This window comes from Halobacterium sp. MBLA0001 (assembly GCF_049705385.1).
Classification (GTDB): Archaea; Halobacteriota; Halobacteria; order Halobacteriales; family Halobacteriaceae; genus Halobacterium; species Halobacterium salinarum.
This window is the reverse complement of the sequence record NZ_JBNAMQ010000007.1, coordinates 219,071-231,798: the sequence shown is the minus strand read 5'-3', so window position 1 is coordinate 231,798 and position 12,728 is coordinate 219,071. Positions and strand designations below refer to the sequence as shown.

14 protein-coding genes and 1 tRNA gene are annotated in these 12,728 nt (G+C 68.2%); 8 read left to right on the top strand and 7 right to left on the bottom strand.

What is annotated here, in order from left to right; all coding sequences use genetic code 11:
• Positions 1-45: 45 nt before the first annotated feature.
• Positions 46-480 carry a hypothetical protein gene (locus tag ACOZ32_RS02435; protein WP_285254975.1) on the bottom strand — a complete coding sequence of 145 codons (435 nt, stop codon included), beginning with the start codon at positions 478-480 and terminating at the stop codon, positions 46-48.
• A 275-nt stretch (positions 481-755) separates the two neighbouring features.
• Here ACOZ32_RS02435 and ilvA point away from each other — a divergent pair, with 275 nt between their 5' ends.
• From ilvA to ACOZ32_RS02415, 4 genes are all read left to right on the top strand, one after another.
• Entirely contained in the window at positions 756-1,988 is a 1,233-nt protein-coding gene (gene ilvA, locus ACOZ32_RS02430; protein WP_136361519.1) for a threonine ammonia-lyase, read from the top strand.
• 50 nt (positions 1,989-2,038) lie between these two features.
• Positions 2,039-2,422, top strand: coding sequence for a Rid family detoxifying hydrolase (locus ACOZ32_RS02425; RefSeq protein WP_010903545.1), 384 nt, complete (start codon positions 2,039-2,041; stop codon positions 2,420-2,422).
• Positions 2,423-2,425: 3 nt separating this feature from the next.
• Positions 2,426-2,620 carry a hypothetical protein gene (locus ACOZ32_RS02420; RefSeq protein ID WP_205251099.1) on the top strand — a complete coding sequence of 65 codons (195 nt, stop codon included), beginning with the start codon at positions 2,426-2,428 and terminating at the stop codon, positions 2,618-2,620.
• 46 nt (positions 2,621-2,666) lie between these two features.
• Positions 2,667-2,748, top strand: a tRNA-Ser gene (locus tag ACOZ32_RS02415).
• A 48-nt stretch (positions 2,749-2,796) separates the two neighbouring features.
• On the opposite strand, the gene ACOZ32_RS02410 is transcribed toward ACOZ32_RS02415, so the two are convergent.
• Positions 2,797-4,002, bottom strand: coding sequence for a DUF418 domain-containing protein (locus ACOZ32_RS02410; protein WP_010903543.1), 1,206 nt, complete (start codon positions 4,000-4,002; stop codon positions 2,797-2,799).
• Between the two features lie 256 nt (positions 4,003-4,258).
• Here ACOZ32_RS02410 and thsB point away from each other — a divergent pair, with 256 nt between their 5' ends.
• Complete coding sequence (thsB, locus tag ACOZ32_RS02405; protein ID WP_012289432.1) at positions 4,259-5,929, top strand: thermosome subunit beta; 1,671 nt, start codon at positions 4,259-4,261, stop codon at positions 5,927-5,929.
• 131 nt (positions 5,930-6,060) lie between these two features.
• Here thsB and lrp read toward each other — a convergent pair whose 3' ends face one another.
• Complete coding sequence (lrp, locus tag ACOZ32_RS02400) at positions 6,061-6,525, bottom strand: HTH-type transcriptional regulator Lrp (RefSeq protein WP_010903541.1); 465 nt, start codon at positions 6,523-6,525, stop codon at positions 6,061-6,063.
• A gap of 125 nt (positions 6,526-6,650) precedes the next feature.
• On the opposite strand from lrp, the gene glnA reads away from it, so the two are divergent.
• Positions 6,651-8,015 (top strand): type I glutamate--ammonia ligase, encoded by a 1,365-nt coding sequence (glnA, locus tag ACOZ32_RS02395; protein WP_205251098.1) that lies wholly within the window; start codon positions 6,651-6,653, stop codon positions 8,013-8,015.
• Here glnA and ACOZ32_RS02390 read toward each other — a convergent pair.
• Genes ACOZ32_RS02390 through ACOZ32_RS02380 form a run of 3 tightly spaced genes read right to left on the bottom strand, consistent with a single transcriptional unit; the run spans position 7,997 to position 10,392 of the window.
• The gene (locus ACOZ32_RS02390) at positions 7,997-8,824 is read right to left on the bottom strand and encodes a phosphatase PAP2 family protein (RefSeq protein ID WP_205251097.1); all 828 of its coding nucleotides are present in this window, start codon (positions 8,822-8,824) and stop codon (positions 7,997-7,999) included. The two genes, glnA and ACOZ32_RS02390, sit on opposite strands and share 19 nt — an antisense overlap.
• Positions 8,821-9,261, bottom strand: coding sequence for a ribonuclease BN (locus tag ACOZ32_RS02385; protein WP_205251096.1), 441 nt, complete (start codon positions 9,259-9,261; stop codon positions 8,821-8,823). Before ACOZ32_RS02385 ends, ACOZ32_RS02390 begins: the two co-directional genes overlap by 4 nt.
• A 15-nt stretch (positions 9,262-9,276) precedes the next feature.
• Positions 9,277-10,392: a tRNA (guanine(26)-N(2))-dimethyltransferase gene (locus ACOZ32_RS02380; RefSeq protein ID WP_205251095.1), complete on the bottom strand. Its 1,116-nt coding sequence runs from the start codon at positions 10,390-10,392 to the stop codon at positions 9,277-9,279.
• 91 nt (positions 10,393-10,483) lie between these two features.
• On the opposite strand from ACOZ32_RS02380, the gene ACOZ32_RS02375 reads away from it, so the two are divergent.
• Complete coding sequence (locus tag ACOZ32_RS02375) at positions 10,484-10,837, top strand: hypothetical protein (RefSeq protein WP_012289430.1); 354 nt, start codon at positions 10,484-10,486, stop codon at positions 10,835-10,837.
• An 87-nt stretch (positions 10,838-10,924) separates the two neighbouring features.
• Here the strand turns inward: ACOZ32_RS02375 and hisH are convergent, their stop codons facing one another.
• Complete coding sequence (hisH, locus tag ACOZ32_RS02370) at positions 10,925-11,581, bottom strand: imidazole glycerol phosphate synthase subunit HisH (RefSeq protein WP_205251094.1); 657 nt, start codon at positions 11,579-11,581, stop codon at positions 10,925-10,927.
• 151 nt (positions 11,582-11,732) lie between these two features.
• Here hisH and ACOZ32_RS02365 point away from each other — a divergent pair, with 151 nt between their 5' ends.
• On the top strand, positions 11,733-12,695 hold the full coding sequence (locus tag ACOZ32_RS02365; RefSeq protein ID WP_205251093.1) for a phosphate/phosphite/phosphonate ABC transporter substrate-binding protein: 963 nt from the start codon (positions 11,733-11,735) through the stop codon (positions 12,693-12,695).
• The last annotated feature ends 33 nt before the right edge of the window (positions 12,696-12,728 follow it).

The window sequence follows — 12,728 nt, the reverse complement described above, 5'->3', positions numbered from 1 at the left end:
ACTGTTCGCTCGGCTGCTCCGCTCGGAGCCACCCCGGCTGCACACTCAGCACGGAGCCAGCGGGTCGCCGTCGACACGCTCGACGGTCGCCGGCGTCACGAGGTAGTGGGCGTGTGAGCCGCCGTCCGTGTGTGTCTTATGCGACCTGTTCGACGCTGGTTCGGTCCACGATTCCGTGCTCCAGTACGGATGAACCACCGCAACGCGAACGCCGTCCGCTGTCCGGTTGGTGACCGTCGCGTTCTTTCGAACCGCCGTCGCACTGGTTCCCCAGCTGTCGAGGCACCTCGCGCCGGCCAGTTCGGACCGAAGATACTCCGCTTCGGCAGCGAGCGCCCGTTCTTTGGCCGTTGAATCCGTCAGTGACGTTCCGTTCGGTGCTGTGTCCGACTGTCTGTGCGTCGAACAGCCGGTGAGTCCTGCGACGACGGCGAGCGCCACACTCGAAAGCAAGCGCCGCCGGGTCCGGGCCCTGGACATGGCTGCGTGTGCTCCCCGATCGGGTAAATGCTTTCTCGGTGTCCTGTGCTGCGTAGACCGATCCCTCACGGCACGATCGACCACCTGATTCGCAGTCGCGACTGCGGAACTGGCACACGCGTGCCCCCAAGCCCCCACTCGCAGTTTCACTTTCACTCCGCTTCGATCGGTTTTATGTTCGTGGGCGTCCTACCGATAGCTGTCACACGCTCCGTTCTCGCGTTCTTCGCCGCCCACCACCAACGGTTAAACCCGGACCACGCATACCAGCGAGTATGCTCTCGCTGTCCGACATTCGGGACGCCCGCGAGCGCGTCTCCGAAACCGCCCGCCACACACCGCTTGAGTACTCGCATACGTTCTCCGATCTCACCGGCGCGGACGTCCGCCCGAAGCTGGAGTGTTTCCAGCGCACCGGCTCGTTCAAGATCCGCGGCGCGACCAACCGCATCCGCACGCTCTCCGCCGACCAGCAGGACGCCGGCGTGGTCACCGCGTCGGCCGGCAACCACGCCCAGGGCGTCGCGCTCGCGGCCTCCCGGTCGGGCGTCGACTCGAAGGTGGTGATGCCGGAGTCCGCGCCCATCTCGAAGATCAAGGCCACCAAGAGCTACGGCGCCGAAGTCGTCCTCCACGGCGCCGACTACGACGACGCACAGGCCCACGCCCACGAACTCGAAGCCGCCGAAGGCCGCACGTACGTCCACGCCTTCGACGACGAGTACATCATGGCCGGCCAGGGCACCCTGGGCCTCGAAATCGCCGCGGACTGTCCGACGGTTGACACCGTCGTTGTCCCCATCGGTGGCGGTGGCCTCATCTCCGGCGTCGCCACCGCGCTCAAGGGGGAACTCGACGACGTGCGCGTCATCGGCGTGCAGGCCGAGGGGGCCTCGACGGTCGCGCGGTCCCTCGACAAGGGCCAGCCACAGGCCGTCGATCACGTCGACACCATCGCGGACGGCATCGCCGTCCGACAGGTCGGGGCGCAGACGTTCCCCGTCATCCAGGAGTACGTCGACGAGGTCGTCACCGTTTCCGACGACGAGATCGCCACCGCGCTCGTGTTGCTGCTGGAGCGCGGGAAAACCCTCGTTGAGGGTGCCGGCGCCACCGCGCTCGCGGCCGTCCTGGAGGACAAATTCGAGTACGCGGACGGCGAAACCATCGTGCCCGCGCTCTGTGGGGGCAACATCGACCTCAACCTCCTCACCACGGTGATCGTTCGCGGGCTCGTCGACCAGGGCCGCTACGTCAAGATCCGCACCGTGCTCAAGGACAGCCCGGGCAGCCTCAACGACCTGCTGGCGACCGCCGCCGAGGAGCGCGCGAACATCTACGCCATCCAGCACGACCGCACCAACCGCGACATCGCGATGAACGCCACCGAGGTCGAACTCGACCTCGAAACGCGAGGCCCCGAACACGTCGACCGGCTGCTCACCCGGATCCAGGACGAGGGCTTCGACGTCACGGTGCTCAACGGCCCCCAGATCGTCAGCGAGTGACGCGGCCCGGACCTCGTAGGTTTAAGACGTGGGGGTGCCACGTCACGAGCATGAAGCGCCCGATTGAAACCGCTGATGCGCCCGCCGCGGTCGGCGCGTACAGTCAGGCAGCCACCGACGGTGACGTCGTGTTCACCGCCGGTCAGATCCCGATGACGCCCGACGGCGAGCTCATCGCCGACGAGCCCATCGACGTCCAGACCCGCCAGAGCCTCGAAAACGTCAAAGCCATCCTCGAAGCGGAGGGGCTGAACATGCAGGACGTGCTCAAGGTGTCCGTGTTCATGGACGACATGGACGACTTCGACGCCATGAACGCCGCGTACAAGGAGTACTTCCAGGACAACCCGCCCGCGCGCTCCGCCGTCGAAGTCGCCGCCCTCCCGAAGGGCGTCGGCGTCGAGATCGAAGCCATCGCCGCACAGCGCGACTGAGGCATGGTCGCCGCCCGCACGACCGACACCCTGCTGTGGGGTTGCATCGCCGCGCTCGCGTTCCTCGTGCTCGCGCAGGCGTACGTGCTGGCGACCGGCGCTGCCGTTCCGTTGGCCCCGCTGTTCGGGGTTGCACTCGTCGTGTTCGCCGTCGGCGCCGCCACCGGCCGCGCTGCGCGGGTCCGAGTCGGCGACTGACCCGAACAGAAGGGTTTAAACGCACGACCCCGGTACGGAGGACTGGGCCGGGATGGCCGAATGGCAAAGCGCACGCCTGGAAAGCGTGTCCCCTTACGGGGTTCAGGGTTCAAATCCCTGTCCCGGCGTTTCTCGCGATAGTTTCGAGCGCCCAGCGGCGGCGTCGTCGCCCCGCCTCAGTCCGTGGCGCGCATCGGCGGCCGGGTTCGGTAGGTGAGCGCGCGCCACAGCCACTCCAGGGGGCCATACTGGAAGTACCGCACCCAGAGCACCGACAGCGCGATCTGTCCCACCCACACGGCGGCCACGATACCCAGCGCCGCCACCCGGGAGACCCGGCCGAACAGCCCGAGGCCGTGCCCGTAGAAGATCGCCGTGGCGACGACGGTCTGGAGGATGTAGTTGCTGAACGCGGTGCGGCCGACGGCGGCCAGCCCGCGCGTGACGACGCCCGTTGGCCAGCGCTTGGCGACCAGCATCACGGCTCCGAGGTAGGCGCCGGCCAGGGGAACGCTGCCCCAGTAGTTGAACTGCCCCCAGAGCAGCCCGGCGGACGCGGCCCAGTCGGCGGCCGTGATATACCAGACGCCGGCGGCGGTCACGGCCAGCCCGACGGTGCCGCCGACGGCGACCAGCCGCCGGTAGAACGCCCGGGATCTGTCGTTGGTGGTGACGCCGGTGTGGAACAGCGCCATCCCGTACAGCATCAGGCCCGCGGTCCGCCAGCCGGTGTTGGCGATGTAGCCGGTGGTCTGGCGGCCGAGCGCGGAGTCGACGCGGTGGGCGAGTTGGGCGCTCCAGCCCCCGCGGTAGGCCTCGATCTGCGCCTGCAGCGCGCCATCGGCGGGCTGCCAGCTGCTCGCGAAGACACCGGGATCGGCGACCAGCGCCGACAACAGGGTCAACAGCGTGGGCACGGCGAGCAGCGCGGTGCCGGCGAGCAGGAGGTCCCGTGTCTCCCAGTTGCGGGCGGCAACGACGAACAGCGCGGTGACGCCGTACGCCACCAGGATGTCGCCGTACCAGAGCACGTAGGCGTGTACGAGGCCGAACGCGATCAGCCACAGCGACCGCCGGACGTGCAGCGTGACCGCCGGGTCGCCGTCGCGCTCGCGGTTGCGAACGAACATCGCCACCCCGGTGCCGAACAGCAGCGTGAACACGGTGATGAACTTCTGTTTCACGAGGAGGTGGCCGGCCAGCCACGCCCAGTAGTTCATGCCGGTGAAGTCGCCGTACGCAGTGGGGTTCAACAGCACGACTTCGGGCATGGAGAACGCGCGGACGTTGATGACGAGGATGCCCAGCAACGCCACGCCACGGAGCGCGTCCAGCCCGATGATGCGGTCCGTGGGTGCCGTCGGGGAGCCTTTGGTGGTCATGTGTGTGGCGTGTCCGCGACGCGGCGGATGCGTTGTCACCGTCGTGGCGGCTGCTAAAAGTTGTTGGTGCCGTGGCGTCAGTCGGAACTTAAACCCAGGCCTATGTCCGGCTCGTCGTGTGTCTGTACGGCACAGTGGCTCGTGTATACTGTGGTGTGGGCTGCCGTCCGGGCGTGTCGCGGCCGTTTCGCTGCCCTCCGATCCGAGACGATTTAGAAGGATTTATATAGAATGGCAATCAATCTATCTACTGAACATGGCTCAGCAACAGCGAATGCAGGGACAGCCGATGATCATCATGGGCGACGACGCACAGCGCGTGAAAGACCGCGACGCCCAGGAACACAACATCTCGGCCGCCCGCGCGGTCGCCGACGCAGTACGCTCGACGCTCGGCCCGAAGGGCATGGACAAGATGCTCGTCTCCTCGATGGGCGACGTCACCGTCACCAACGACGGCGTCACCATCCTCCAGGAGATGGACATCGACAACCCGACCGCCGAGATGATCGTGGAAGTCGCCGAAACCCAGGAAGACGAAGCCGGCGACGGCACCACGACCGCGGTCGCCATTGCGGGCGAACTCCTCAAGAACGCCGAGGACCTCCTCGAGCGGGACATCCACCCGACAGCCATCATCAAGGGCTACAACCTCGCCGCCGAACAGGCCCGCGAGGAAGTCGACAACGTCGCCGTTGATGTCGACCCCGACGACAAGGACCTCATCCGCAGCGTCGCCGAGACCTCGATGACCGGCAAGGGCGCGGAACTCGACAAGGAGCTCCTTTCGAGCATCATCTACGACGCGGTCAACCAGGTCGCCGTCGAAACCAACGACGGCGGGATCGTCGTCGACGCCGCCAACATCAACATCGAGACCCAGACCGGCCACGGCGTCAACGAGTCCCAGCTGCTCCGCGGTGCCGCCATCAGCAAGGACCCCGTCCACGACCAGATGCCCGCCGCAGTCGAGGACGCCGACGTCCTCCTGCTGAACGAGGCCATCGAAGTCGAGGAAGCCGAAGCCGACACCTCGGTCAACATCGAGAGCCCCGACCAGCTCCAGTCGTTCCTCGACCAGGAGGAAAAGCAGCTCAAGGAGAAGGTCCAGCAGATCGCCGACACCGGCGCGAACGTCGTCTTCTGCCAGAAGGGCATCGACGACATGGCCCAACACTACCTCGCCAAGGAGGGCATCCTCGCGGTCCGCCGCACGAAGAAATCCGACATCGAGTTCCTCACGAACGTCCTCGACGCGTCGGTCGTCACGGACCTCGACGCCGCCTCCGAGGCTGACGTGGTCGCGGGCTCGGTCACGCGCGACAGCGACGACGAACTGTTCTACGTCGAGGGCGAGAGCGAGCAGGCCCACGGCGTCACGCTCCTGCTGCGTGGCTCGACCGACCACGTCGTCGACGAGCTCGAACGCGGCGTCTCCGACGCGCTCGACGTGTCCGCCCAGACGCTCTCGGACGGCCGCGTCCTCCCCGGTGGCGGCGCCACCGAGGTCGAAGTCGCCAGCCGCCTGCGTGACTTCGCGGACTCCGTCTCCGGGCGCGAACAGCTCGCCGTCGAGGCGTTCGCCGACTCCCTGGAGCTCGTGCCCCGCGTCCTCGCGGAGAACGCCGGCCTGGACTCCATCGACACGCTCGTCGACCTCCGGTCGGCCCACGAGAACGACGACGACGAACACATCGGGCTGAACGTCCTCTCCGGCGACCTCGAAGACACCTTCGAGGCCGGCGTCGTCGAACCCGCACACGCCAAAGAGCAGGCCGTGACCTCTGCCAGTGAGGCCGCGAACCTCGTGCTCAAGATCGACGACATCATCTCGGCCGGCGATCTCTCGACGGACAAGGGCGACGACGACGGCGGTGCCGGCGGCATGGGCGGCGGTATGGGCGGTGGCATGGGCGGCATGATGTAAGCCCGGCCGTCACCACACCCCGCATGCACCGCTCGCTGACCGACGCCGACGTTCTTTGCGCGCGATCTCCACCGCGCCAGCGGTGCCGCCGGCGACCACGGCTGTGCCCGGTCGCGTTCCCGGAGTGGTGGTTACGCGTCGCCGTCGAGGTCGAGTTCGAACTGTTCGTTTTCGGCGGCCGCGTTGAGCACGACACTGGTGCTGCTTTCGTTGATGTCGGCGTCCGCCAGCAACTCCTTGATGAGCGTGTTCATGTCGTCGGTGTCGGTGAACTTCCCGATGGCGAGGACGTCGTAGTCCCCGGTGATCTCGTAGACGGACACCATCTGCTTGTGGCCCCGCAGCGTCCCAGTGATTTCAGGGAGCGCGGTGCCGTCGACTTTCAACTGGAGGATGGCCGTCACGTCGTATCCGAGGCGTTCGTAGTCGACGACCGGCGTGTAGCCGTTGACAGCGCCCTCGTCTTCGAGGGTTTGGAGGTGATTCGAGACCGTGGTGACCGACACGTCGAGGTCGTCGGCGAGGCTCCGGAGGCTCGCGCGGCCGTCTCCGAGTAGCTCGTTGACCAGTTTCACGTCGAGGTTCTCGTAGGTCATGCGTCCGGCTACCGTCTCCACCGTATAGAAGTTTACGAACGTCCAATTCTGTCTCGCATCGCAATCACTTACACCGAGCGATACTCATTTATCCATGGAGGGAACAACACGTACCGTACATCGAAATGACGAACGGAGATTCTTCATCGAGCGCGCTCACCGACAACGAGCGGGCCGTACTGGACGACATCGAGGCGCAGGGCATTGATTTCCTCCGCCTCCAGTTCACCGACATCCTCGGCACAGTCAAAAACGTCTCCATTCCGGCCCACCAGGCGGAAAAGGCGTTCACCGAGGGGATCTACTTCGACGGCTCCTCGATCGAGGGGTTCGTGCGCATCCAGGAGTCGGACATGCGACTCGACCCCGACCCCGAGACGTTCGCCGTGCTCCCGTGGCGGTCGAACGGCGACGGCGGCAGCGCCCGCCTCATCTGTGACGTCGTTGACCGCGAGGGCAACGCCTTCGCCGGCGGTCCCCGGCAGGTCCTGAAGAACGTGCTCGCGCGCGCCGACGACATGGGGTACTCCGTCAGCATCGGCCCCGAGCCGGAGTTCTTCCTCTTCGAGAAGGACGACGACGGGAACGCGACCACGACCGCCCACGACCAGGGCGGCTACTTCGACCTCGCACCGAAGGACCTCGCGTCGGACATCCGCCGCGAGATCATCTTCACGCTCGAAGCGATGGGCTTCGAGATCGAAGCCAGCCACCACGAGGTCGCGCGCGGCCAACACGAGATCAACTTCAAGTACGACGACGCGCTCACCACCGCCGACAACATCGCGACGTTCCGCGCGGTCGTGCGCGCCGTCGCCGAACAACACGACGTGCACGCCACGTTCATGCCCAAGCCCATCGGCGAGATCAACGGCTCGGGCATGCACAGCCACATCTCGCTGTTCGACGAGGACGGCGAGAACGTCTTCGCCGACAACGACGACGAGTTCAACCTCTCGGAGACGGCCTACCACTTCATGGGCGGCGTGCTCGAACACGCCCCCGCGTTCACCGCCGTCACCAACCCCACGGTGAACTCCTACAAGCGCCTCGTCCCGGGCTACGAAGCGCCCGTCTACATCGCGTGGAGCGGCGTGAACCGGTCGGCGCTCATCCGCGTGCCCGACGCCGCTGGCGTCTCCGCGCGCTTCGAGATCCGGTCGCCGGACCCCTCGTGTAACCCCTACCTCGCGCTCGCCGCCGTCATCGCCGCCGGCCTCGACGGCATCGACACCGACGCCGATCCCGGCGACGCCGTCCGCGAGGACATCTACGAGTTCGACGAGGACAAACGCGACGCCTACGGCATCGACACGCTCCCGGGCCACCTCGGCGACGCGGTGACGGCCCTGGAATCCGACCCCGTGATGCAGGACGCGCTCGGCGAGCACGTCTGCGAGAAGTTCGCGGAGGCCAAACGCCACGAGTACGCCGAGTACAAGGCGTCCGTTTCGGAGTGGGAGACCGACCGCTACCTCGAGAAGTTCTGAGCCGCGGGTAGCCCGACGAACACCGCGCCGGCGGCAGCGTGCGCGCCGAACACCGGTATCGCCCCGGCACCCACGCCGACCGACGCCGCGGCCACACCCCCGGCGACGACCACCGCGCCCGCGCCAGCCATCGGGCGGGTCCCGCGTCCGACTGCGCCACGCGCGGCTACGATCCACCACCCCACCAGCCCGCCGGCCGCCCCGCCGAGCGCCGCCACGGCGTCGGTCGTCGGCCCGGCCACGGCGACCGCCCCCGCAGCCAGCATCACAGCCAGTCCGAACCCGTAGCTGACGCGCTGCCGCGTCACCGCCAGCACTCCGCCCACCACTGCGACGCCCACGCCCGCCCCAGCCACGACGTCCACGAGGTAATGGACGCCCAGCGCGAGCCGCGTGGCCGACACGACCACCACCATCGCCGCGCCGGCCGCGTACCGCTGTCGCCGCCCGCCGACATCGAGCAGCGCCGCCAGCCCGCCGTACAGCACGGCCGACCCGATGGCGTGCCCGCTCGGAAAGCCGGTTCCGTGGGCCGTCACGTGGGCCACCGACGCGGGCGGCCGCGGCGCGGCGAACACGCCTTTCAGGAGCACGATGGCCGCCAGTCCGACGCCCACCATGGCCAGCAACCGCGCCCCGTCACGCCGCCCGAGCACGCCAGCGCGCGCGCCGAGCACGGCGGCCACTGGCGGTGCGCCTGCGACGACGTACCCACTACCGAGCGTTGTCAGCACCACGACCGCCCCGACCAGCGGGTCCGGCACGCTCCCCGCGATCGCGTCGGTGACGCCGACGCCCCGCCCCGTCACGGCCCCCGCCAGGACCGCACGCGGTCGACCAGCCGGCCCGGCGCGCCCAGCGCGCTCGCACCCACGCCGACCACGACCATCAGCGCGTACAGCCCCAGCGTTGAGAGCCACACCACGATCATCGCCAGGATCGCCCACCCCCCGGAGAGGGACGCGAACGCCCCCAGCGTCATCACGGTGCCGTACAACAACACCAGGTACGGCCCCCATCCCCGTGCTTTTCCGCGGCGCTGGCGGGCGCGCACGTACTGTTTCAGCTCGGCTTCAAGATCCGCTCGGCTGACGGTCTTGGCATCGAGGTCCTCGCGGAGCGCCTCGACCTCGGCTCCGAGGGCCGCTACGTCCGGCGCTTCCGAGGGCGGTGCTCGCGTCTCCTCGTCGCTCTCGTTGTCAGTTCGTCCCGACGGCACGGCGTTGAGTACCGCCCCAACTGTCATAACGATGCCGCCACGCTACAGGACCGCCGCCTCGACCTCCGCGAGCCCGCCGTCGGTCTTGAACGTCGTGCCGCCGAAATGCGTCCGAGACGCCCGCAAGCCCGCGTCCCGCAACTGATCGAGGAACTCCGCCATCCCCACTGCGGGTTCGCCCCACTGGCTGTACAGCCGGTGTTGGTCGTAGTGGGTCGGCTCGTGGAGCTCGCCCTCGATGGTCTGCAGCAGGTGGAACGCCTGCGAGGCCTCCCCCATCTCCCGGGTCAACTGCTCGCGCACGCTCGCCGCGAACGCCTCCTCGTGGGCCGGCCCGAGCCACAGCGGCCCGGCGGTCAACACCTGGTGGCCGCCACACCGTGGACACTCCGCCCGCGGGGCGGCCACGAGGCCGTACTCGTGGTCGCGGGACAGACACTGCTGGCAGTGATACACGTGCCCGACCTGCTCGACCGCCGCGTTCGCGTCGGTCGCCCGGTGATCCAGTTCGAGGTACGTCCGCACGTAGTGGTCGCTGACGTGGCTCAGGATCGGCGTCACGCCGACGTCATACCGGGCCGCCGTCCGCGCCAACGCCCCCAGCAGGATCCGCAGCCCCATCTCCGCGTGGTAGTTCGTGTTCCGGGGGGTCGCCGAATACTTCCGCACGCCGGACTCGAAATGCGCGCCACACAGCGGCGCGGTGTCCGTCGCGGTCACACACACGAGGTTGCGCGCGTTCGCGAACGCCGCGTCCGCGAACGGCATCGGCGACCCGAACGGGTCGATGTCAACCACGTCGAGCACGCGGTCGTGGTCGTGCAGCAGGCTGTTGGCGTCCCGCGCGACGACCTCGCCGTCCAGGCCGTTGCGCGCCAGGTTCGATGTCGCCAACTCGACGGCGTCGGCGTCGACGTCCGCCATCGTCACGTCCCAGCCCGCGTCCGCCGCCCGCACGCCGCGGATGCCGCTGGCGGTCATCGCGTCCAAATACGACGCCGCCCGCGGCTCACGTTCCCGGAACGCCGCCAGCGTCGCCACGGTCAGATCCCGGTTCAACTCCTGGGTCGCGTTGAAGAACACGTCGTCGGCGGCACCCTCACCGCCGCCCGACGCGGTCGGCACCGAAACCGTCACACCCCCCTCAGATACGTCCATACGCTCCGTCGGCGGCCACACGGCAAAAACGACCCGGACTCGCCACCCGCGCAACCGAACTGCTAAACCGCCCGCCCCCTAAGCACAGCACGTGCCCGACGACGGAGGCCCCAACAGCACCGGCTGGCAGGAGACCCTCGCCGAGACGGGGGCGCTCACCCCCGAGATCACGCGTCGCATCCTCGACGCGCACGGCGACCGCGGCCGCCGCGCCATCGAAGCCGCCAGCGAAGGCCGCGTCAAACAGTACACCGACTTCACGGTCGTCGTCGGCCACGGCGACGAGTACATCATCGAAGGCGGTGCCTGCAACTGCCAGGACGCCCGGTACAACCTCGGCCCCGACGAATCCTGTTGGCACGCCCTCGCCGCCGCCATCGCCGCCCGCGTCGGCGCCGTCGACCACCACGACATGTTCTACAGCGACGTCCGCGAGTTCGTCTGAGCCGCCGCGCTTGCGCTCGGCCGCCGGCAGTCGGGCCGCCAGAGACGGCGGCCGCGTCGCCGAGGCGCGTCGAGGACGCGGCGTCGGCTACTGGTCGGCGCAGTAGTCGACGAAGTTCCGGAGGATGCGCAGCCCGGTTGCCCCGGACTTCTCGGGGTGGAACTGCGTCCCGAAGACGTTGCCGGCGTCGTTGGCGACGACCGCGGGGAACCGCTCGCCGTAGTCGGTCTCCGCGACGACGTGACCGGGGTCGTCCGGCGCGGCGTAGTAGGAGTGCACGAAGTAGGCGTACTCGCCGTCGACGCCCCCCACGAGCGGGTGGTCGCGAGTGACAGCGAGCTCGTTCCAGCCCATATGCGGGACTTTCACCGTGCCGGTGAACCGGACGTTCCTGCCCGGAATGAGGTCCAGCCCCCTGGCGTCGCCTTGGCCCTCGTGGTCGGCCTCCTCGCTCGAAGACAACAGCATCTGCATCCCCAGACAGATGCCGAACAGGGGCCGCCCCTCGCCGGCCGCGTCGGTGAGTGCGTCCCGGAACGGCCCGGCGTTCTCCATGCCGTCGCCGAACGCGCCGACTCCCGGCAACACGATGCCGTCGGCGTCGTCCAACGCGCCCGGGTCCTCGACGATCGAAACGTCGGCGTTCGCGCGCTCCAACCCCCGCGTGACACTCCGCAGGTTCCCCAGGCCGTAGTCCACGACCACGATCGACGCCCCACGCTGCCCGGTGCCCGTCGTATCCATGGCCGCCCGTTCGCCACCGACGCCAAAGGCCTTTTTCGTCTCCACCGGTGCCCCGCCGCAACGCACGCGCAAACGCCCGCTGTGGTCCGTCTCCGCGAATAGAATGAAAAATCCTTTTTGATTCAATAATGGAACTGTAACCCGTACACCAATGGACCGACGCAACTTCCTCAAAACCGCGGGCGCAGCCGGAACCATCGGGATCAGCGGCCTCTCGGGCTGCCTGGGAGTCCTCGGTGGCGGCGGCGAAGACGCCGATGTCCGGTTCGTGCTGACGCCGGCCGAATCCGACGTGAACGTCAAAGAACAGTACGCCGGCGTCTTCGACTACCTCGAATCCGAGACCGGCGCGTCGATCGAACCCAAGGTGGCCGCCGACCACCAGGCCGTACTGCAGGCCCTGGAGAACGACCAGGCCGACATCGCCGACGCCTCGCCGACGCTCGCGGTCGTCGGCGACAACGCCGGCGTCACCGACGTCGTCGGCATCCGCGTTGCGTACGGCGCATCGCGGTACTTCTCGACGATCACCACCCAGCCCGACAGCCCCATCGACTCGCTGTCGGATCTCGCGGACGAAACGGTTGTCTTCGGCGCCCGCCTCTCCACGTCCGGCTCCCTGTTCCCGCTGAAGATGCTCGCCGATGCCGGCCTCGACGTCGGCGACGCTCCCGAGGGCGAGGTCACCGGCTTCACCGGGAAGTGGTCCAACGACCACAACACCGCCATCGAGCAGCTGCTCGAACGCGACGAGTACATGGCCGCCGGCACCGGCGCGTTCGTCTCCCTCCCACACGTCCCGCAGTCACAGCTCCCCGAGCAGGTCATGAACATCTCCTCGGACGCCGACACCGCCGGCACCGAGGACCCCGAGCTCCAGTTGCTGGCTGCCTCCGATCCGATCCCGCGCGCCCCGCTGCTCTCGCGGCGCAGCTGGGAGGGCAGCGTGCGCTCCGACGTGCAGACGGCGCTGCTCGACGCCACGGAGTCCGACCTCAAGGGCAGCAACGCCAGCGACGAACTCTGGTTCACCGGCGTCGCGGAGGCCACCATCGACGACTACGAGCCGGTCCGGAACGTCAAGAACACGCTCGGCCTCGAGTTTGGGAACTAGCCGGCCAGCAGCCGTGATTCCGAGTTGTTTTAG